The sequence below is a fragment of the Vibrio sp. 1F263 genome (assembly GCF_041439035.1).
GTDB lineage: Bacteria > Pseudomonadota > Gammaproteobacteria > Enterobacterales > Vibrionaceae > Vibrio > Vibrio tasmaniensis_A.
The window spans coordinates 78312-100435 of the sequence record NZ_JBGONI010000001.1 but is presented as its reverse complement, the minus strand read 5'-3'; the positions used below and the strand labels follow the sequence as shown (position 1 = coordinate 100435).

The window sequence follows — 22124 nt, the reverse complement described above, 5'->3', positions numbered from 1 at the left end:
TTAAATTTAAGGGTAAGTTGCTCGTAAAATAATGAAAAAAAATGTAAACCTATGATTTTTATGTGTTTTTGTTTTTTTTAGGTTTGCTTTTAGTTTATTTGACACGCAGGATAATCTTTTGCAATCTAGACCACGAAATTTAGTGGCGGTGATTAACTACCAAAGAGTAGTAATGACCAGTCATAAAAAATAAAAGGGAACCGGGCAAGGATCTCCCATTCTTAGAAAAGGCAGTGGATTTATTATGAAAAAGACTCTATTAGCTCTAGCAGTTATGACAGCAGCTGGTTCTGCAAACGCAGCAATCGAACTTTACAACCAAGATGGTGTAACGGTAAACCTGAAAGGCGACATCGAAGTTGTTTACAAGAACTCTCTAACGACTAGTTCAATGGAACAAAGAATCGAAGACGCTGATTTCGGTTTTGACATTAAATACATGGTTAATGATGAGTGGAAAGTTGGCGCTTACTGGGAATTTGACGGTTCTCCGTCTACCAACTCAAAGAAAGCTCAAAGCGGCGATGCTTATGTTGCGGCATACCACAATACTATGGGCTCTATCAAGTTTGGTCGTACATGTACAGCTGTCGATGACCTAGGTATCGGTAAAGATGAAGCGTTTGGTATTGCAACACTTTTAGACGCAGCAACAAATGAGTGTGCTGACGAAGCTATTCGTTACGATTACGACAATGGCGACCTGTACGCGACATTAGGTTACGTTCAAGATAAAGTTGATAACGATACGAAGAAAGATACTGCAGCGACAAACAACACATATTACGACGTTCGTGTTGGTTACCGTTTTACTGATATCGACCTTTCTGCTTTCGTTGCTAACCTGGACGCTGACAAGGCGAATATGGATCACCAAGGTTACGGTGCTGAGCTAGTATTCTCTGGTATCGAGAACGTTTACCTATCTACAGCATACTACGGTGTAACGTCTGATAAAGCTAACGATGACACTTCAACAATCGCATTTGCTGCTGGTTACACTATGGGTCTTTGGGGCTTCAACACTGGTTACTCAATCGGTGACCATGATGATAACGCTAAGGACGCAGATGTTTGGTTTGTAAACTCAACTTACGCTGTTGCGCCTAACACTAAAGTGTACGCAGAAGTGGGTGGCTCTGATGTTAAAAATTCAAAGACTGGTTTAGCTCTTGGTGTTGAAGCATCATTCTAATTGACCTAGTCATTTAGCCTTAGAAAAAAAGCCACCTTAGGGTGGCTTTTTTGTTAGGATAAAGAGCAGTTTATTCGATTTGAAAGAGAGATATGATGAAGAAAGTAATGTTAGCTTTGGGCTTGCTTACAAGCGTTATTGGCAGTGTAAGTGCGGCAACCCTAACGCCTCAGAAAGGCGTATCAATTCTGTACATTAATGGCCAAGCTGCTCAAAATAAAATCAGCGAAAACCAGATTAATGAAGGTTTTAACCAGGTTTTAGTTCGCTTTGATAAAAAATTTGGTAACAGCGGCGTTTACTCTTCGGCCCCTTATGTTTTGAATTTTGATGTTACTGGTGAAGAGGTTGAAATTAAGTCTCCAAAAGTACGTAGCTATATGGAAGCTGAGAAAATCTTTGAAGCTGTGAATCCATCATGGGTCGTTTTGCAGGATGAAGTCGCCATTAAATATCAACAAGATGTTATTAAACGTAAGCCCGGTTTTGCGCCGCTTGGCGGGCTAGAGTCTCGACTGGCTGAGCACAATGAAAGTAAGGCAGTATATTTCAAAGATGGTGTGTTACTTGATAAACCAGCGGAAGCTGTGGTTTTAGCTTCTGTGGTAAACGATACGGCCGCACAAACAAGTAGCAAAACTCAGAAACCAGTGAAACTGGCTGACACACATAATGTTGAGCAATTGCAGGCTTGGTATATCAAAGCTTCTAAGCAAGAACGCAAAGAATTCCGTAAGTGGATGATTGACCAAGAGTAATCAATCTTCATCTACAAAAAAGCGAGACTAATAAGAGTCTCGCTTTTGCTATATAGGTACTTTTTCTGTATCGATACTTTTTCTGTATCAGTAAGAGCTAAATCTCTTTCCATTCACCTGGCTGAAGTTGACCCACGTTCATATTGCCCATTGAGTAGCGGATTAGACGCAGGGTAGGGAAGCCTATGTTTGCCGTCATTCGTCTTACCTGACGGTTACGTCCTTCGATGATGGTAATCGCTAACCATGTTGTTGGTATCGCCGCTCTGAAGCGCACAGGAGGAGTTCTTTCCCAAACCTGAGGTTCTTGCATCACTTCTACTTCTGCAGGCAATGTCATGCCATCTTTTAGTTCAACACCTTTTCTCAATTTATCTAAATCTTTCTCAGAAGGCGCGCCTTCAACCTGTACCCAGTAAGTCTTGGGCGATTTTGAGTTCGGCTGAGTCAACTTAGCTTGAAAGATGCCATCATTGGTCAAGACCATTAACCCTTCGCTATCACGATCAAGTCGACCTGCAGCATAAACATCTTTTACGGGAATAAAATCCGCTAGCGTTTTTCTACCTTCGCCATCAGTGAACTGGCTGAGAGTATCAAAAGGCTTATTGAACAGAATTACTTTGCGATCTTCGGGTGCTACCTTAGGCTTTGCGTTGGTAGGTTTGCCTTTATATCGGTGTTTGCTGGAGTGCGGTTTTTTGTGTGAACTGCCAGTGTCATTTTTGCCACTGTGTTGATTCTGTCTATTACCGCTTTGTTTTAATGTGGTACCAGAACGAGCCGGTTTGTCTGAACGAGATGCGCTGCGTGAGCGAGTAGACATGTTAACTACCTTGCAAAAATGTAAACGAAGTGTGCTGAAAAGTTTTCATAGAAACGGAATTGAGCTATCATTTGCGCGCCTAAAAGACACAAAATAGAACAAGTTGATGGACTCTTAAGCCTGATTTGTTTAATTATACCTTCGTGTTTTATTATAACTGGCTCTTTTATTAAAACAATGCACTCACGGATTTGGCTCATGCTGTCATCAAGATTGCATGAAAAATAAGATAGAGTACGACTATCGAGTAAGCAGTTTTCACTCTCAGAGTGGCTTACTGGTCAATTTATAACACTCTCACTGCTTTAAGTGAGCTTGTAAGAACTATAGGGAAATTTCATGCCTACTGAAAAACCAACGATCATCTATACCATTACTGACGAAGCTCCGGCGCTAGCAACTTACTCTCTGCTGCCTATCATTCAATCTTTTACGGCTTCTTCTGGTATTAACGTTGATACTCGCGACATTTCACTTGCAGGGCGCATTATTGCCAACTTCCCTGACTACCTGAACGAAGAGCAACGTATTGGTGATGCATTAGCAGAACTTGGTGAATTGGCTAAGACACCAGAAGCGAACATCATCAAGCTTCCAAACATCTCTGCATCTGTTCCTCAACTTCAAGCAACAATCAAAGAGCTTCAGTCAAAAGGTTACGCACTTCCTAATTACCCAGAAGAAGCAAACACTGACGAAGAGAAAGCCGTTAAAGCGACTTACGATAAAATCAAAGGCAGTGCTGTAAACCCTGTGTTACGTGAAGGTAACTCGGATCGCCGCGCTCCACTTTCTGTTAAAAACTACGCGAAGAAGAACCCACACTCAATGGGTGCTTGGTCTGCGGATTCTAAGTCGCACGTTTCAAGTATGGACGACAAAGACTTCTTCGGCAGCGAAAAGTCAGTAACAATTGAAGGTGCTACAGAAGTTAGCATTGAATTCGTTGGTAAAGATGGTGCGAAGAAAACTCTGAAGCCCGCTTTTGCATTGCAAGATAAAGAGATCATTGATGCGTCAGTGATGAACAAAGCTGCTTTGGTTGCGTTCTTCGAGAAAGAGATTGCATCAGCTAAAGAGCAAGGTGTACTGCTTTCTCTTCACATGAAAGCGACGATGATGAAAGTATCTGACCCTGTGATCTTTGGTCATGCAGTTAAGGTTTACTACAAAGACGTATTCGCTAAGCACGGTCAACTGTTTGAAGAGCTTGGTGTTGATGTAAACAACGGCATCGGCGATGTCTACGCAAAAATTGCTGCGCTTCCTCAAGAGCAGAAAGAAGCGATTGAAGCTGACCTACAAGCGGTATACGAGACTCAACCACCACTAGCGATGGTTGATTCGGATCGCGGCATTACTAACCTGCACGTTCCAAGCGACATCATTGTTGATGCATCTATGCCTGCAATGCTGCGTTCTTCAGGTCAAATGTGGGATCCAGAAGGTAAGCAAAAAGACACGAAAGCTATGATCCCTGATCGCAGCTACGCAAGCATCTACCAAGCAGTTATTGATTTCTGCAAAGAGAATGGTGCTTTCGATCCAACAACAATGGGTAGTGTACCAAACGTTGGCTTGATGGCTCAAAAAGCCGAAGAGTACGGTTCTCACGATAAGACTTTTATCCTTGAAGCTGCTGGTCAGGTTCAAGTTGTTGACGCTTCAGGCGTTGTGCTTCTAGAGCAAGACGTAGAGGAAGGCGATATCTTCCGTATGTGTCAGGTTAAAGATGCACCAATTCAAGACTGGGTTAAGCTAGCGGTAACTCGTGCTCGTGCTTCGGGTGTTCCTGCAGTATTCTGGCTAGACGCGTCTCGTGCGCATGATGCTCAGCTTATTAAGAAAGTTGACGCTTACCTTCCTGAATATGATACCGATGGTCTTGAAATTAAGATCCTTGCTCCTTTAGAAGCAACTCAGTATTCACTGGTTCGTATCAAAGAAGGCCTAGATACTATTTCGGTTACAGGTAACGTATTACGTGATTACCTAACGGATTTGTTCCCGATTCTAGAGCTTGGTACGTCAGCTAAAATGCTATCGATTGTTCCACTTATGAACGGTGGCGGCCTGTTTGAAACAGGTGCTGGCGGCTCTGCTCCTAAGCACGTTCAACAAGTAGAGAAAGAAAACCATCTGCGTTGGGATTCTCTTGGTGAGTTCTTGGCACTAGCGGCATCTCTAGAGCACCTAAGCGTAGTAACGGGGAATGCTAAGGCACAAGTTCTCGCTGACGCGCTTGATAAAGCGACGGGTGAATTCCTAGATAACAACAAGTCTCCTTCACGTCGAGTGGGTGAGCTTGATAACCGTGGTAGCCACTACTATCTTGCAGCATACTGGGCGAAAGCGCTGGCTGAGCAAACGGTTGATGCTGACCTTGCTGCTGAGTTCGCAGGTGTTGCAACTCAATTGGCTGAAAGTGAAGAAGCTATTGTTGCTGAGCTGAATAACGCTCAAGGTCCAGCTGGCGACTTAGGTGGTTATTACCTACTTGATGATGCATTGGTTTCATCACTAATGCGCCCAAGCTCAACGCTAAACGCATTTATTGACGCATAGTGATTGGACTCATCGTTAGTAAGTCATGAACATGATTTACTAACGAGTTGCTTGGTCTGGCAGTTAAGTCACAGATAAAGTCAAAACGAAAGACGCTTTAACGATAACGTTAAAGCGTCTTTTTTTATTCATAATGCTTCCTAGACCTAGACCTAGACCTAGACCTAGACCTAGACCTAGACCTAGACCCAGACCTGCTAAAGGGATCTCTCGGACGATTTGTACTGGTGAATAGCTTTTAGCTCTCAGATCGAAAAACCGCCCATTTAAGCCTGTATTACAGGTATGAAATGAGCGGTTTCAATGTTCTGCTTACCTGACAGTCGTTTATTAAGACTGATAGAGGTCTACATGTTTGTCAATCGCCTATTTTACGGCGCTGCCTTCTACAGGAACAACGGAGCTAGCATGGGAGCCTTTAGGTCCACTTTCTACTTCATAATCGACCTGTTGACCTGCCTTTAAGGTTCGATAACCTTCCATTTGTATTGTGGAGTAGTGCGCGAAAATATCGCCATCTTCACCTTCTGGACAAATAAAACCAAACCCTTTGGCATTGTTAAACCATTTTACTGTACCTGTAGCCATGCTATACATCCCTCATGCATTTTGTTACTAACGTTGTTATATCAAATCAATGTAAGTTCGATTGATATTATTCCTATCAACTAAACAATTTCAGCTGATAGCTTGAATCTCATACATTGCTTACGGAAATTAACGCTACCCTGCGTAATTATTCCTTATTATAAATTTTTAACGCTTATTACTAGGTTTAGAATCGTGTTACGAAGTTGTATCAGAAAAACCTTTTAGCTCCAATGTAGCTAATGATTGAGTACAGTCAATAGCAAATTGGTATAAAAATGATCAATTTTAATAACAAATCACATTCGAGATTGGCTGCATACTATTAACTAAATAGTAACTTAACGACGATCTTATCGTCACCATCAATAGTTGTGGTGTCTTTTTAATCAATCACATATGTTAATCCTGTTAATCGAGATCTTTTATTTGCAGCGATGGAAATGGTGGATTAGGCTCAGTATAGAGGAATATTTTTTGGTACTGTTTCTTGGTGCAGTTTCTTAGTACACCGTAATGCGTGAATGTGGTAAATTTGAGTTAACTAAACATTCACGACTTCCGAAAAATAACCCTTAGCAAAGCTAATATGAGCAGAAACTTTGAATGGGCATCTCCAGGCTCAGATTTACTGGAGAAAGAGAGAACGAAAGTAAAGCCACCGGCAATGTATAACGTTGTATTACATAACGATGACTACACGCCCATGGACTTTGTAATCGAGATCCTAGAGCGATTTTTCTCACTAGATATCGAAAAAGCAACGGAAGTGATGCTCAAGGTTCATTATGAAGGTAAAGCTATTTGCGGCACATACAGTGCTGAAATAGCGGAAACAAAGGTAGCGCAGGTAACGATGTACTCAAAGGAAAATGAGCATCCGCTACTATGTACAATGGAGCAAGTGTAAATTGCTCGAACAACACTGTTGTTCCCTTAGGAGGTACTTATGCTAAATAAAGAATTAGAGACGAGTTTAAATGGCGCATTTTCTCGTGCGCGAGACAAGCGACATGAATTCATGACTGTCGAACACCTCCTACTAGCATTATTAGAAAATGATGCGGCCAAGGAAGCGCTCCAAGCTTGTCAGGCTGATCTCGATGCTCTTCGCAATGAGCTCGATATTTTTATCGATCAAACGACCCCACTTATCCCTGAAAGCGACGAGACTCGTGAAACCCAGCCCACGCTGAGCTTTCAACGAGTACTTCAGCGCGCTGTTTTTCATGTTCAATCTTCAGGTCGCAGCGAAGTAACAGGTGCAAATGTACTTGTGGCTATTTTTAGTGAGCAAGAATCTCACGCGGCGTATCTTCTTAAGAAAAACGACATCAGCCGCTTAGACATAGTGAATTTTATTTCACACGGTATTACCAAAGGCAGCAATGAAGGCGATAGCGGTTCATCTCCTGATTCATTTGGTGGTGCAGAGAATGCCGAAGAAGCTAACTCAGAAGATCGTCTAGAAAATTTTGCGACCAACCTTAACGAAGTAGCGAAGCAAGGTAACATTGACCCACTAATCGGTCGTGACAAAGAGCTAGAACGTACCGTTCAAGTTCTGTGTCGTCGTCGTAAGAACAACCCTCTATTAGTGGGAGAGGCGGGTGTGGGTAAAACTGCTATCGCTGAAGGTCTTGCATGGCGCATCGTTGAAGGCCAAGTCCCTGAAATCATTCAGAGTAGCGTGATTTACTCTTTGGATATTGGTTCATTGCTTGCGGGAACGAAATATCGTGGTGACTTTGAGAAGCGCTTTAAAGCGATTCTGAAGCAACTCGAGAAAGAAGAAGACGCTATCCTGTTCATCGATGAGATCCATACCATTATTGGTGCGGGTGCAGCATCGGGTGGTCAGGTGGATGCGGCAAACCTAATTAAACCGCTATTAAGCAGCGGTAAATTACGTTGTATTGGCTCAACCACTTACCAAGAGTACAGCAGTATTTTTGAGAAGGAGCGTGCTTTATCTCGTCGCTTCCAGAAAATTGATATTGTTGAACCATCGCTAGATGATACAACCAAAATTCTGATTGGCTTGAAGCCAAAATACGAAGCTCACCACGAAGTACGTTACACCAACAAAGCGTTACGTGCCGCTGTGGAGTTGTCTGCTAAGTATATTAATGAACGTCACCTTCCAGATAAGGCGATTGACGTTATCGATGAAGCGGGTGCTCGTAGTCGTTTGGCACCAGCAAGTCGTCGTAAGAAGACAGTGAGCGTGGCTGATATCGAGTCGATGGTTGCGAAAATGGCTCGTATTCCTGAAAAGTCAGTATCATCTTCAGACAAAGACACGCTGCAGAAACTGGATGACCGCATGAAAATGTTGGTATTCGGACAAGACCCAGCGATCGATGTATTGAGCGAAGCGATCAAGCTAACTCGTGCAGGGTTGGGAGCAGACAATAAACCTGTTGGTTCATTCTTGTTTGCTGGCCCTACTGGTGTCGGTAAAACAGAGGTGACTGTTCAACTGTCTAAATTGATGGGTATTGAGCTTCTGCGCTTTGATATGTCTGAGTACGGTGAGCGTCACTCGGTAAGCCGCTTGATCGGTGCTCCTCCAGGTTATGTTGGTTATGATCAAGGTGGTCTACTCACTGATGCAGTAATCAAGAATCCGCACTCTGTTGTGTTACTTGATGAGATCGAGAAGGCACACCCAGATATCTTTAACTTGTTATTACAGGTGATGGACAACGGCACGCTAACCGACAACAACGGTCGCAAAGCAGATTTCCGCAATGTGATCCTAGTGATGACGACCAACGCTGGTGTCGCAGAAACCGAGAAGAAATCGATCGGTTTGATCCAACAAGATCATGCGCCAGACGCAATGAGTGAAATCAAGAAGGTATTTACACCAGAGTTCCGTAACCGTCTTGATAATATCATCTGGTTCAACAGCCTTGATCCAAGTGTGATCAGTCAAGTTGTTGATAAGTTCATTGTTGAGCTTCAGGTCCAACTGGACGCTCGTGGTGTATCTTTAGAGGTTTCTGAGGACGCTCGTCATTGGTTAGCTGAAAGAGGCTATGACAAGACCATGGGCGCTCGTCCGATGGGACGTGTGATTCAAGAGAAGCTTAAAAAGCCTCTTGCTAATGAGTTGCTGTTCGGGAGCTTGGTTGACGGCGGTACGGTTAAAGTATCTCTGAAAAAAGACGAACTGGATTTCATCTATGTTGGTGCGAAAGAAGAGGTTATGCATTAGGCATACTCCTTAAACACTAACGGCTTATAAAGAGCACTGAGTACAGTTAATCACGATATTAAACGCATGACTTCGGTTGTGCGTTTTTTTATGCTTGCTAGATGCTAGATGCTAGATGCTAGATGCTAGATGCTAGATGCTAGATGCTAGATGCGAGGTTGGTGTTGTTGGAGTGGTAAAAAGTTCAGGCGATAAAAAACGGAGCCTTGAGGGCTCCGCTTCTTATCGTATTCGGTAATTAAAAATTAACGAGCACGGAAGACGATGCGGCCTTTAGAAAGGTCGTATGGAGTCATCTCAACAGTTACTTTATCACCAGTAAGAATACGGATGTAGTTCTTACGCATTTTACCAGAGATGTGTGCTGTCACTACGTGACCGTTTTCAAGCTCAACACGGAACATTGTGTTTGGTAGAGTATCAAGGACAGTGCCTTGCATCTCGATTACGTCTTCTTTAGCCATCTAATCCTCTTTCGAAATTTGGCGGTTTTCAACGGCTTGATTGTGCCGTTAAAATCAAAATATGTAAAGTTGTCGCGTATTCTACCCTCGCCACCGCTGATTTACTAGCCTTTGATGACGTTGAAATCGTACTTTATAGTTCATCGCAGGGCATTCATCGATTTGATAACCCAAATATAACCATTGTTTTTGTTCTTTCTGGGCATGTTGGATCTGGAATAGAACGCCAAGAGTTCCCATGGAAATGTCGATATCAGGGTCGAAGAAGGTATAAAACGCGCTCGTACAGTGAGACATGATGTCTGTAACGGCAATGCCGACTAACTGCCCCTCATCATAGATGTGCATGAACTTTGTAGCAAGCCATTCATTTTTAGAGAAATGCAGAAACTCTTCTTTCTTCGGTGGATACATGGTTCCCGAACGGTGGCGAGCGGTTATATAGCGGCTATACAAGTCAAACCAGTTGTCATCCATTTCATCTTTCAGCTCCCAACGCAGCGCTTTGGCCTTGTTGAGTATTCGTCGTTGGCTCTTGGAAAACTTGACCTCGGGAATTGACAGTCGAATCGCTTGGCACGATGAGCAATTATCGCAATGTGGTTTATAAATGGTTGTTCCACTGCGGCGAAATCCATTCGCAAGTAGAACTTCATAGTTATCTGCGGTGTGCATGTGTTCATCAAGCGTGACTGCCACTCTTTCTTCGAGATGGGGTAAGTAACTGCAAGCGTGATTGTCTGTTAATCCAATTCTGATTTGTTGTAAATCTGGATTCATTAAGGCATTTCCTTTAGCCATTGTTTTTTAAAACATGCATCGTTAACGGACGTTTCTTTGAGTAATCGAAGAGAACTCAGGAATTCATCCCTATCAACCTCGATAGCGCCCAAGGATTCCAAGTGTGGGTTCATGACTTGGCAATCAATGAGTTGTCCGCCGAATTGTGTAAAGTGCTCACAAAAGTACCATAGCGCAATTTTAGAGGCATTAGTCTTCAGGCTGAACATCGATTCACCGCAAAAGACTTGGCCTCTTTGTAACCCATAAAGCCCGCCAATCAGCTCGTCATCTTGCCAAACCTCAACAGAGTGGCAGAACCCTAATGAAGCGAGTTCACGGTAGGCTGCTTGCATGTCATTGTTTAACCAAGTTTCCTCTTCGGGTCTCAGTGAAGAGCAATAACCAATTATTCTGTCCGTCGCTTGGTTGATGCTGACACGGTAATTATGCTTTCTTTGAAATTTTTTAAGACTTTTTGATGGTTCGAATGTCTTAGGATTAAATACCGCTCGCGGTGCAGGGCTCCACCAAAGTATAGGCTCTCCTGGGCCATACCATGGAAATATACCTTGGCTATAAGCGTTCAGAATTCGTATGGGTGACAAATCACCACCGAACGCGAGTAGACCGTTGGGTTCATCAAGCGCGTCGAAGGGCGAAGGAAACTCTATACTGGTAGTATCAAGTTCGGTTAGGTATATAGTCATAAGTACCGCATTACAGATTAATCACTGACCAAGAGGTCTTTAGGAGTTTTACCATGAAGAAGTTGCTTTGGATTTTACTTGTTTTGCCCATGTTGGCAAATGCAGCTTACAACAGAAACCAAGCCAGACCAGTGAATGAGGTCGTTTACGGTGAGGTTGATACGGTCAGGTACATTACCCAACAGGAGATCGTAGAGTCGAAAGCGAATGGTTGGGAAACCTTGTTGGGTGCGGCAATTGGTGGTTTGGTTGGTAATCAGTTTGGTGGCGGCACAGGTAAAGAAGTCGCAACGGCGGTTGGTGCTGTAGCGGGGGCGGGGATCGCTCGTAATCGCGGCAATACGCAATATCGGGTGGAATATAAACTTGTTGAATTATTGGTTAAAACCAAGGATGACAATCTGGTTAACATCATTCAAGACGTTGACAATTCGATGTTGTTCAATAGAGGTGATGATGTGCGGATTCTCTATTTTTCAGATGGCGTTCGAGTTGATCTAGCGTACTAGTATGTAAATGTGTTTGGTTGGCTAATTAATCGCCTTTATCGAGGGGATTAGCTCTGGAGTTCGTTGGAAAAGTTCGTTAGTCTGCAAGTACGAAGAATTATTCATCACCCGAAAATAAATACGCGCCAGTGACTTCGGGTGGTACAAGGACTATAAGAACTAATGGAAAGCCTTACGTTACAACCAATTCAGAAAGTGAGCGGGGAAGTTAACCTACCTGGCTCAAAAAGTGTTTCTAATCGTGCGCTTCTTTTGGCTGCACTTTCAACGGGAACAACTCGCCTAACAAACTTACTAGACAGTGATGACATTCGTCATATGTTGAATGCATTGACACAGTTAGGTGTTGATTATCAGTTGTCTGCAGACAAAACAGTTTGTGAAGTGACAGGTGTTGGTGGTGCATTTTCAAGTGACAAAGCCCTAGAGCTTTTCTTAGGTAACGCGGGTACAGCAATGCGTCCATTGGCTGCTGCACTTTGTTTAGGTCGCGGTGAATACGTTCTTACTGGTGAACCACGTATGAAAGAGCGTCCAATTGGTCACTTAGTGACTGCACTGAGAGAAGCCGGTGCCGACGTTGAATACTTAGAAAACGAAAACTATCCACCATTGAAGATCACAGGTACCGGTCTGAAGAGTGGTACGGTTTCTATCGACGGTTCTATCTCTAGTCAATTCTTGACGGCATTTTTGATGGCTGCACCTTTAGCTGAAGGCGAAGTGACCATCAAAATCGAGGGTGAATTGGTTTCTAAGCCTTACATCGATATTACGCTGCATATCATGAAGCAATTTGGTGTGGATGTTATCAACAATGACTACCAAGAATTTGTGATTCCAACTGGGCAATTTTACACAGCACCCGGTGATTTCTTGGTTGAAGGTGATGCATCATCTGCGTCATATTTCCTTGCAGCCGCTGCTATCAAAGGTGGCGAGATTAAAGTGACAGGTATTGGCAAAAACAGTATCCAAGGTGATATCCAATTCGCTGATGCACTTGAGAAAATGGGTGCTGAAATCGAGTGGGGTGATGACTACGTTATCTCTCGTTGTGGTGAGCTAAAAGGCATTGATATGGACTATAACCATATTCCAGATGCGGCGATGACAATTGCGACAACGGCTCTGTTTGCTAAAGGAACAACCGTAATCCGCAATGTTTACAACTGGCGTGTGAAAGAGACGGATCGCTTAGCGGCAATGGCAACAGAACTACGTAAAGTAGGCGCTGAGGTGGAAGAGGGTGAAGACTACATCATTGTTAACCCTGTGGCTGAACTGACGCACGCGGCGATTGATACTTACGATGATCACCGCATGGCGATGTGTTTCTCATTGGTTGCTTTGAGTGACACCCCGGTGACGATCAATGATCCAGGTTGTACATCCAAGACATTCCCTGACTACTTCGATAAGCTGAAAATGCTGAGTCTATAAAAATACTAAGTCTATAAAAATGATAAGTATATAAAGGTCCAGGAACAAAAAAGCTTGCCTAGATGGCAAGCTTTTTAATTATTGCTGAATTGTAAATTCTTTCGAAAGGTGATGCGCCAAGTACTTAAACATGTTAAATACCGCGGTTGTATTTTCTGTCGGCATTCCGTTGTTGTCTAAGAAGTATTCACCTTTGAAAATGAGTACATCGTCTTTTTCTACTACGCTGTTTGCGCGCATGCCTTCAATGTAGTCATCATGTGATTGGATAATTTGGTTTGCGATAAGCAGTAAATCAAATTCTGCTATTACTTTCTTTGTCATGAGTTTATCTCTGATAACTGAATATAACGTTGAGTTTATGGTGTCGAACTAGAAATTCAATGATTTCACAACCGATTAAGAGAGTCTTTTCAAACATCCACAATTTATTTTGTGATTTATGACAAAAATAATTGAATGGGGCTCGCGTTAGATTCGCCGACAAGCTTAGTATGAGCGCGTTTAGACGTAATGCCTGATGAATAGGCTCTTGCAAGTATTCTTAGTGAGTACTTTATAGCTTCTTTGTATTGTGACTCTTTTCTCTATGAGTCGTCGAATTGTCGAGCGATCAGATCCAATTTTGAAAAAAGCGGTTGATCTTCTAGTAATCTCGCACAATAGTAAAAAAAGAAGCAATGAATTTAGAATATCATGCGTAAAAGCCCACAAGTAAAATTGTTGGTGTTGAAGCATCGTGATTAAGGACGTTAGAGTCAATATGGGTAAATCGCTCGTTATAGTGGAGTCGCCAGCCAAGGCTAAAACTATCAATAAATATCTTGGCAAAGACTTTGTCGTTAAGTCGAGTGTAGGTCACGTTCGTGATTTACCAACGGCGGGTCAAAGTACAGGTCAAAAGGCTGCTGCAGTTTCAACCAAGGGTATGAGCCCAGAAGATAAAGCTCGTATCAAGAAAGAAAAAGATCGCAAAGCGCTTATTAAAAAGATGGGTATCAACCCTTATCAAGAGTGGGAAGCGAATTACCAAATCTTACCGGGCAAAGAAAAAGTCGTTGCTGAATTGCAAAAACTGGCTGAGAACGCAGACCATGTTTATCTCGCAACCGATTTGGACCGCGAAGGAGAGGCTATCGCATGGCACCTTCGTGAGATCATCGGTGGTGATGAAACGCGATACAAACGAGTGGTTTTTAACGAAATCACTAAAAATGCTATTCAGCAAGCTTTCGAAACTCCAGGCGAGCTAAATATCGACGGCGTAAACGCACAACAAGCACGACGTTTTATGGACCGTGTTGTTGGCTTTATGGTGTCACCACTGCTTTGGAAAAAAGTAGCACGAGGCCTATCCGCTGGCCGTGTTCAATCTGTAGCTGTAAAACTACTGGTTGAACGTGAGCGCGAGATCAACGCTTTTATCCCTGAAGAGTTCTGGGATGTGCATGCTGATACCAAAACGGCAGAGAAAACAGATTTCAGACTGCAAGTCGCTCAAAAAGACGGTGTTGCGTTTAAACCTGATAATGAAGCGCAAACACAAGCTGCAGTAAGCGTTTTAGAAAAAGCGCAATACGAAGTATGTAAACGTGAAGACCGCCCAACTAAGAGTAAGCCGTCTGCACCTTACATCACGTCGACTCTGCAACAAGCGGCGAGCACACGTCTTGGTTACGGCGTAAAGAAAACCATGATGTTGGCTCAACGTTTGTATGAAGCGGGTTACATCACTTATATGCGTACTGACTCGACCAACTTGAGTTCAGAAGCTGTAGAAGCCGCACGTGAATACATTGGTTCTGAGTTTGGTGCACAATATCTTCCACCGAAAGCGCTTGTATACGGCAGCAAAGAGGGCGCACAAGAGGCTCACGAAGCGATTCGTCCTTCAAGTGTAGATGTTAAGTCTGAAGACCTAAACGGCGTAGACGCAGACGCACATAAGCTTTACTCGCTGATTTGGAATCAATTTGTTGCATGTCAAATGACACCTGCGCAGTACGATTCAACGACGGTAAGCGTTAAAGCGGATGAGTACACGTTAAAAGCGAAAGGTCGTATTCTTAAATTTGATGGTTGGACTCGCGTTCAACGTCCAATGGGTAAAAATGAAGATACTATTCTTCCTGCTGTACAGGTTGGTGAAAAGCTAGACCTAATCGCATTAGACCCTAAACAGCACTTCACTAAGCCGCCAGCCCGTTTTACTGAAGCGGCGCTAGTTAAAGAGCTTGAGAAGCGTGGTATTGGTCGTCCTTCAACGTACGCATCAATCATCTCTACGATTCAAGACCGTGGTTATGTAAAAGTTGAACAGCGTCGTTTTTATGCTGAGAAGATGGGTGAAATTGTTACTGACCGTCTAGATGGCAGCTTCAATGACCTAATGAACTATGACTTTACGGCTCGTATGGAGCAGAAGTTAGACCAAATTGCAGAAGGCGAAGCAAGCTGGAAAGGCGTGCTAGATAACTTCTTCGAAGACTTTACAGGCGATTTGGAAAAAGCCGATTTAGATGAAGACGCTGGTGGCATGAAGCCAAATCATATCGTTGAAACCGATATTGAGTGTCCAACTTGTAGCCGTAAAATGGGTATTCGTACAGCTTCGACTGGCGTATTCCTAGGTTGTTCTGGTTATGCACTTCCACCAAAAGAGCGCTGTAAGACAACCATTAACCTTGGTGATGAAGACGGTATTATCAACGTTCTTGAAGAAGACGTTGAAACCGCAGCACTTCGAGCGAAAAAGCGTTGTCCGATTTGTGAAACGGCAATGGATGCTTATCTGATCGATGATAAGCGTAAGATGCATGTGTGTGGTAACAACCCTAACTGTGAAGGTTATGTGGTTGAACACGGCGAATTCAAAGTGAAAGGCTATGATGGTCCGCTTGTTGAGTGTGACAAATGTAGTTCTGACATGGTTTTGAAGAATGGTCGTTTCGGTAAATACATGGACTGTACGAGTGAAGATTGTAAGAACACTCGTAAGATTCTGAAGAATGGCGAAGTAGCGCCACCTAAAGAAGACCCAGTGCATTTCCCTGAACTCCCATGTGAAAATTCAGATGCATACTTCGTACTTCGTGATGGGGCTTCTGGTTTGTTTATGGCCGCGAGTAATTTCCCTAAATCACGTGAAACACGTGCACCATTAGTGGAAGAGCTGGTTCGTTTTAAAGACCGTATTTCACCTAAATTCCAGTATCTGGCATCAGCACCGGTTGCTGATCCTGATGGCAAGCCGACAGTAGTTCGTTTTAGTCGTAAGACAAAAGAAAACTACGTTCGTACCGAAGTGGACGGTAAACCTTCAGGTTGGACCGCTTTGTACATCGACGGTAAGTGGGAAGTTACGGATAAACGTAAAAAGCCTAAAGAGAAGTAACTGAATGTGTGACCCGATCTGATATGGGTTGACATTTTATTGATGAAAAAAGCAGCCATTAGGCTGCTTTTTTTTGATCTGAATATGACTAATTATGCTGTCTCTCGATCGTCGGCCTTACCTGTGTCTATTTGTTAAATTCAGGTCATGAAATAAATGAAATGGATAATAATCTTTAATTATGCAACCTTAACGTGATTGTAACTTAATTAAAATATTGTAAGTCACAGATCAGGTTTTAGTTGTATACCTGATGTATTCCGAGTGTTAACTTAATGTTTCATAAAAACAGTGTAATGTGAGCTGCTTTAAGTCTTAGGAAAGCAATCGGCTTACATAACACAGAATGGCGTATTAAAAATTGAAATCGACCGGAAAGTCGATAACGTATATAAAACCAAGTGCAAACAATAGTGCACACTTAACAACGTTTGGCTTAGGATATTTTCACTGCATGTGAATGGATATTCGTTAAGTACCGAAATAAGTGTTGGTGCTCATCCCCCAGAGGAAGATACCTCTTAGAGCACTAACATCGACAAGCTATAAATATATGGAGAATAAAATGGCTGGTGTATTAGGAATGATTCTTGCTGGTGGTGAAGGCTCTCGCTTAAGACCTTTAACTGAATCTCGCAGCAAACCCTCGGTTCCTTTCGGTGGTAGTTACCGCTTAATTGATTTTGCTCTGAATAACTTCGTTAATGCTGATCTAATGAAGATCTACGTATTAACACAGTTTAAGTCACAATCACTGTTCCATCACATGAAAAAAGGTTGGAATATCAGTGGTATAACAGACCGTTTTATCGACCCAATCCCTGCGCAAATGCGTACAGGTAAGCGTTGGTATGAAGGTACTGCAGATGCTATTTATCAAAACCTTCGCTTCATGCAGTTGGAAGAACCTGATCAAGTTTGTATTTTTGGATCAGATCATATTTACAAAATGGACATTAAGCAGATGCTTGATTTCCATAAAGAGAAGAAAGCGGCTTTAACCGTTTCTGCATTGCGTATGCCGCTTGCTGAAGCATCTGAATTCGGCGTTATCGAAGTGGATGCTGAAGGACGTATGATTGGTTTTGAAGAGAAACCGGCTAACCCGAAACCAATTCCAGGTGACCCGGAGTCTGCGCTTGTGTCTATGGGTAACTACGTATTTGAAGCTAACGAGTTGTTCGCAGAACTTGTTGAAGATGCAGATAAAGAAGACTCGACACATGATTTCGGAAAAGACATCATTCCAAACATGGTTCCGCGTGGTGATGTGTTTGTTTATGACTTCAGTACTAACCGTATTACTGGTGAGAAAGAAGAAGTTTATTGGCGCGATGTAGGTACGATTGACGCGTACTGGCAAGCTCATATGGATCTTCTTGAGAAAGATGCGCCATTCTCGCTATACAACCGCAAGTGGCCACTACATACATACTATCCGCCACTACCGCCGGCTACGTTTACTGATTCGGCAAACGGCCGTGTTCAGATCATCGATAGCTTAGTGTGTAACGGCAGCTATGTACGTGGCTCTCGCATTGAGAAGTGTGTATTGGGTTTCCGCAGTAATATCGCATCAGCGTGTGATATTAGTGAGAGTATCTTACTCGGTGATGTGAAAGTGGGTGAAGGTTGCGTACTTCGTCGTGTCATCGTCGATAAAGATGCAGATATCGCACCTGGAACACAGATTGGCGTAAATCTGAAAGAAGATAAAAAGCATTACCATGTCTCTGACGATGGTGTAGTAGTTATTTCCAAAGGAGCTCGAGTTGGTTACTAAGACTCTCTCGGTACTTTTTGTAGCGTCTGAAGTTGAAGGCTTGATTAAAAGTGGTGGCTTGGCTGATGTAGCCAAGGCACTGCCAAAAGCGTTACAAACACTCGAACAAGATGTTCGAGTGACCATCCCTGCTTATAGAAACATTCCAAACATTGATTCAGCTGAAGTGATTTTGTCGACCGAGCTCGATTATTGGCCTCATACTGCTTATCAAGTCAAAAAGTTGAGTGTCGAAGGTGTTCAAATCTTCGCTATTGAATGTGACAAGTATTTTGACCGTCCTGAAATGTACGCAGAGAACAATCAAGCGTATGCTGATAACGGAGAGCGCTTTTCGTTCTTCAGTACGGCTTGTTTGGATATGCTTCCTAAGCTCGCGTTCCAACCTGATATCATTCATGCAAATGACTGGCACACAGGCTTTGTGCCTTTCTTGCTTAAATCACGTTATCAACAACACGAATTCTTTGAAAATACGCGCAGTGTTATCTCGATTCACAATGCAGTTTTCAAAGGGGTGTTCGCATACGATGAACTGCAATGTCTGCCAGAGATGCACAGTTACAATGTGCCTGAAGCATCTGTAAGTGACACGCATGTCACCATGCTAAAAGCAGGGGTGATGTGTGCCGATAAGGTCAATGCAGTAAGCCCAACGTATGCGGAAGAGCTGAAAACGGAGTTAGGTAGCCATGGCATGGCAGCAGAGTTCCAACATCGTTCGGCCGACTTATTTGGTATTCTCAACGGTTGTGATTATGGAGCTTGGAACCCGGAAACAGACGCTTCCCTTCCTCGTAAATTCAAAGCAACGAAACACAGCATGACTCGTGGAAAATCTGCTTGTAAGCAAAAACTGCAACAAGATGTTGGTTTACCCGTTACCGATTGTGCGGTTTATGGCATGGTTTGTCGTTTGACCAACCAAAAAGGCGTTCATTACTTACTGCCTGTCATCGAGCAGTTCTTGAAAAACGAATTGCAGATCGTGATTGTCGGTACTGGTGATCCGGTTTTGGCGAGTCAATTGAAAGAGTTATCAGCACTTCATTCAGACAAGTTCTCATTCGTAGAAGCCTACAATAATGAACTAGCGCATTTGGTTGAAGCGGGCTCTGATTTTTTCTTGATGCCTTCTGAATTTGAGCCTTGTGGCTTGAACCAAATCTACAGCATGGCTTACGGCACTTTGCCTATTGTGCGCTCTGTTGGTGGTTTAAAGGACAGTGTGAATGATTACGATCAGGATCCCGAGATAGCAACAGGCTTTGCTTTTGAAGAACCAACACCGCAAGCATTACTAGCGGTATTACATCGCTCATTACTACTTTATGCTCAAAATCCATCTGAAATTAAGCGCGTTCAACTTTACGCGATGCAACAAGATTTTAGTTGGGAAGATGCGGCAGAAGAATATCTTGCGATGTACCATTCTGCATTTTAACTTGTTGACTTAGCTTTAAAATACAGTTGTTGAATAACAACTGTTCATAATAAAAGAAGGCGCTCTGCTGAAAGAGTGCCTTTTTTTTTCTGGTCAGATCACATCACGTTTTCAAAGACAAAGCTTGCAAACTCATTTTAGTCAGGTAGAAAAGGTGGTCAGGTATTCACATGACTAGTGTTGGGTTTGACACTATTATCACTTAAAATTCTTAATTGCGTGATACCCTTAGTCATCGCCTTGTGATGAGGCTTAGCTCCATAAATAAATAAATAAATTAAGCGATAGGTATGTCTGAGAGTTTATTATTTCATAAAACATTTACTCACCCTACGAGTGATGAGTGGGTTGTGTTTGTGCATGGCGCAGGGGGCAGTTCCTCCATTTGGTTTAAGCAGATCAAAGCGTATAAACAGCATTTCAACTTGCTTCTCATTGACTTGAGAGGGCACGGTAAATCAGACAACATACTTAAAGATCTGATTTCGAACCGTTATACGTTCAAATCAGTAACGCTCGATATTCTTAAAGTGTTAGATCATCTAAAAATCCGATCCGCACACTTTGTTGGTATGTCTTTGGGTACAATTATCGTTCGTAACGTGGCCGAACTGGCGGCAAGCAGAGTACGTTCGATGGTGCTTGGTGGTGCTGTCACTAAACTCAACACTCGATCTCAAGTCTTAATCAAATTAGGAAACCTGAGTAAGCACATCATTCCTTATATGTGGCTATACAGCCTTTTTGCTTATGTTGTGATGCCGCAAAAAAGTCAGAAAGAATCACGTCACCTGTTTATCCGCGAAGCGAAAAAGCTGTGCCAAAAAGAGTTCAAGCGCTGGTTTATCCTCACGGCTGATGTGAACCCATTGATGAAATACTTTAAAGACAGGGAGTTGCCGATTCCGACTTTGTATTTGATGGGCGAGCGCGATTACATGTTCATCAAACCCGTTAAAGAAATGGTCGAAGCGCACGAGTCGAGCGAGTTGGTAGAAATTGCCAACTGTGGGCATGTATGTAATGTAGAAAATCCTGAAGAATTCAATCAACAATCTATCGCTTTTATCCAAAAGCAAATTCAGTGATTCTCTGGGTTGGTTATCAGGCTCGATGATCCAATAGAATTAAAATAAAAACGGGAAGCTAATTTAGCTTCCCGTTTTTATTTGGAGGAGGTATTTGACCGAATCGTGTCTGTAATAACTGAAACTTTGCTATTCAGGCGAAGCAGCGCCGCACTGCCAACAAGACCCGAATTGTGCTTCATTGATTTCATGACACTCACCACAACGCCACTCTTCATAGATGATCGAATCTTGCTGTTTTTGGTAGTCATTGACGATCGTGCGGGCTTTACTAGCGAGTTCTGGCTCATATAACCATACGTAAGGGTCTGTATCTTCGGTAAATGGGATTTCACCTTTTAAACCAAACAAACCCTCACCACGGACTTCACACGCAATATTCTCACTTTCTAACAATCCACAGATGATATGAGCTTCTGTCGGATTCGATGCACTGAAGATTTTCATTGAAATAGAACCTTATTTGGCTGCATGCGTTATTTAGCTATTTAGCTATTTAGCTACTTAGTTACTTAGTTACTTAGTTATTTAGCTATATACGTTACTCAGCGACAGGTGCTGAGCGAAATTTGTTCATTAACCATTTAGCAATAATTGGGAATACACCCAGTAAGGCAAATGACAACAGTACTGAGGGAGACACGATGCCCGAAAGTGAATCAATTTCTGCGAGTTGAGTTCCGGCATTCAAGAAAACGGCGGTACCCGGCAACATACCGATTTGGCTAGTAATATAGTAACGACTCACCGACATCGGTGTTAGACCCATCAATAGATTGATAAGGAAAAACGGGAAAACAGGAATTAGACGTAGCGAGAATAAGTAAAATGCACCGTCTTTTTCAACGCCCTTATTTATGGTAGCTAACTTGTCGCCAAACTTGGTTTGGATCCAGTCACGTAACAAGTAACGGCTACTTAAGAAGGCGAGGGTTGCACCAATAGCGCTCGCGAAAGACACCAGTAGTAAACTGTTCCAAAACCCAAACAGCGCAGCGCCTAACAGTGTAACAACGGCGGCGCCAGGAATTGAGAAAGCCGTAATCATGACATACGCGACAAAGTAGATAGCGGCAGCGGCAATGAAATTGCTCTCGATGTAGTCATTCAACACAGCTTGCTGGGCTTTTGCATTTTCAAGCGTTAAGTACTGGCCGAAATTGACGCCTAACAAGACGATGGTTATGACCAACACAATACCCAATATCATTTTTTTACTCATTGATACTTCCTCTAAATTTTCAATGCATACCATTAGTTTTTCAATGTAAACCATTAGTATAGATAGACAGGCAAAGCATAGAATAACTTTCACCAGATATAAAAAAAGCCGCAAAAATGCGGCTTAGTTATC

The 22124-nt window shown here is 42.8% G+C and carries 19 protein-coding genes; 11 read left to right on the top strand and 8 right to left on the bottom strand.

Annotation, left to right across the window (positions count from 1 at the left end):
• Nucleotides 1–244: 244 nt before the first annotated feature.
• Together ACED25_RS00440 and ACED25_RS00435 are read left to right on the top strand one after the other, a co-directional pair.
• Entirely contained in the window at nt 245–1195 is a 951-nt protein-coding gene (locus ACED25_RS00440; RefSeq protein ID WP_102248923.1) for a porin, read from the top strand.
• A 95-nt stretch (nt 1196–1290) separates the two neighbouring features.
• Nucleotides 1291–1953, top strand: coding sequence for a DUF2057 domain-containing protein (locus ACED25_RS00435; RefSeq protein ID WP_102248922.1), 663 nt, complete (start codon nt 1291–1293; stop codon nt 1951–1953).
• A gap of 97 nt (nt 1954–2050) precedes the next feature.
• Here ACED25_RS00435 and ACED25_RS00430 read toward each other — a convergent pair whose 3' ends face one another.
• Entirely contained in the window at nt 2051–2779 is a 729-nt protein-coding gene (locus tag ACED25_RS00430) for a pseudouridine synthase (RefSeq protein ID WP_371694403.1), read from the bottom strand.
• A 339-nt stretch (nt 2780–3118) separates the two neighbouring features.
• Between ACED25_RS00430 and ACED25_RS00425 the strand changes: the two genes are divergently transcribed.
• Nucleotides 3119–5344: an NADP-dependent isocitrate dehydrogenase gene (locus ACED25_RS00425; RefSeq protein WP_009846335.1), complete on the top strand. Its 2226-nt coding sequence runs from the start codon at nt 3119–3121 to the stop codon at nt 5342–5344.
• Between the two features lie 366 nt (nt 5345–5710).
• Here ACED25_RS00425 and cspD read toward each other — a convergent pair whose 3' ends face one another.
• A complete protein-coding gene (cspD, locus tag ACED25_RS00420) occupies nt 5711–5932 on the bottom strand; it encodes a cold shock domain-containing protein CspD (protein ID WP_009846336.1) in 222 nt (73 codons plus the stop codon).
• Nucleotides 5933–6521: 589 nt separating this feature from the next.
• Between cspD and clpS the strand changes: the two genes are divergently transcribed.
• On the top strand, nt 6522–6842 hold the full coding sequence (gene clpS, locus ACED25_RS00415) for an ATP-dependent Clp protease adapter ClpS (protein WP_009846337.1): 321 nt from the start codon (nt 6522–6524) through the stop codon (nt 6840–6842).
• A 39-nt stretch (nt 6843–6881) separates the two neighbouring features.
• A complete protein-coding gene (gene clpA / locus ACED25_RS00410) occupies nt 6882–9155 on the top strand; it encodes an ATP-dependent Clp protease ATP-binding subunit ClpA (RefSeq protein ID WP_012603605.1) in 2274 nt (757 codons plus the stop codon).
• A 245-nt stretch (nt 9156–9400) separates the two neighbouring features.
• Here the strand turns inward: clpA and infA are convergent, their stop codons facing one another.
• The 3 genes from infA to aat form a co-directional block, all read right to left on the bottom strand.
• The gene (infA, locus tag ACED25_RS00405; RefSeq protein ID WP_001040192.1) at nt 9401–9619 is read right to left on the bottom strand and encodes a translation initiation factor IF-1; all 219 of its coding nucleotides are present in this window, start codon (nt 9617–9619) and stop codon (nt 9401–9403) included.
• Between the two features lie 81 nt (nt 9620–9700).
• On the bottom strand, nt 9701–10399 hold the full coding sequence (locus tag ACED25_RS00400; protein ID WP_029223914.1) for an arginyltransferase: 699 nt from the start codon (nt 10397–10399) through the stop codon (nt 9701–9703).
• On the bottom strand, nt 10399–11109 hold the full coding sequence (gene aat / locus ACED25_RS00395) for a leucyl/phenylalanyl-tRNA--protein transferase (RefSeq protein ID WP_017099938.1): 711 nt from the start codon (nt 11107–11109) through the stop codon (nt 10399–10401). Before aat ends, ACED25_RS00400 begins: the two co-directional genes overlap by 1 nt.
• A gap of 53 nt (nt 11110–11162) precedes the next feature.
• Here aat and ACED25_RS00390 point away from each other — a divergent pair, with 53 nt between their 5' ends.
• Both ACED25_RS00390 and aroA read left to right on the top strand, forming a co-directional pair.
• On the top strand, nt 11163–11618 hold the full coding sequence (locus ACED25_RS00390) for a glycine zipper 2TM domain-containing protein (RefSeq protein WP_012603608.1): 456 nt from the start codon (nt 11163–11165) through the stop codon (nt 11616–11618).
• A 162-nt stretch (nt 11619–11780) separates the two neighbouring features.
• Nucleotides 11781–13061, top strand: a complete 1281-nt coding sequence (aroA, locus tag ACED25_RS00385; RefSeq protein WP_371694402.1) for a 3-phosphoshikimate 1-carboxyvinyltransferase — start codon at nt 11781–11783, stop codon at nt 13059–13061.
• A gap of 78 nt (nt 13062–13139) precedes the next feature.
• Here the strand turns inward: aroA and ACED25_RS00380 are convergent, their stop codons facing one another.
• On the bottom strand, nt 13140–13385 hold the full coding sequence (locus ACED25_RS00380; protein ID WP_009846345.1) for a YciN family protein: 246 nt from the start codon (nt 13383–13385) through the stop codon (nt 13140–13142).
• Nucleotides 13386–13824: 439 nt separating this feature from the next.
• Between ACED25_RS00380 and topA the strand changes: the two genes are divergently transcribed.
• The 4 genes from topA (at nt 13825) to ACED25_RS00360 (ending at nt 20770) form a co-directional block, all read left to right on the top strand.
• Nucleotides 13825–16455 (top strand): type I DNA topoisomerase, encoded by a 2631-nt coding sequence (topA, locus tag ACED25_RS00375; RefSeq protein ID WP_012603610.1) that lies wholly within the window; start codon nt 13825–13827, stop codon nt 16453–16455.
• Between the two features lie 553 nt (nt 16456–17008).
• Nucleotides 17009–18238, top strand: a complete 1230-nt coding sequence (gene glgC, locus ACED25_RS00370; protein WP_080518005.1) for a glucose-1-phosphate adenylyltransferase — start codon at nt 17009–17011, stop codon at nt 18236–18238.
• Nucleotides 18228–19682, top strand: coding sequence for a glycogen synthase GlgA (glgA, locus tag ACED25_RS00365; protein WP_135383951.1), 1455 nt, complete (start codon nt 18228–18230; stop codon nt 19680–19682). The genes glgC and glgA overlap by 11 nt, the downstream gene beginning before the upstream one ends.
• A gap of 290 nt (nt 19683–19972) precedes the next feature.
• A complete protein-coding gene (locus ACED25_RS00360) occupies nt 19973–20770 on the top strand; it encodes an alpha/beta fold hydrolase (RefSeq protein WP_009846349.1) in 798 nt (265 codons plus the stop codon).
• Between the two features lie 129 nt (nt 20771–20899).
• On the opposite strand, the gene ACED25_RS00355 is transcribed toward ACED25_RS00360, so the two are convergent.
• Entirely contained in the window at nt 20900–21217 is a 318-nt protein-coding gene (locus ACED25_RS00355) for a DUF2007 domain-containing protein (RefSeq protein WP_009846350.1), read from the bottom strand.
• 94 nt (nt 21218–21311) lie between these two features.
• Nucleotides 21312–21992 carry a TVP38/TMEM64 family protein gene (locus ACED25_RS00350; RefSeq protein ID WP_009846351.1) on the bottom strand — a complete coding sequence of 227 codons (681 nt, stop codon included), beginning with the start codon at nt 21990–21992 and terminating at the stop codon, nt 21312–21314.
• Nucleotides 21993–22124 lie beyond the last annotated feature (132 nt).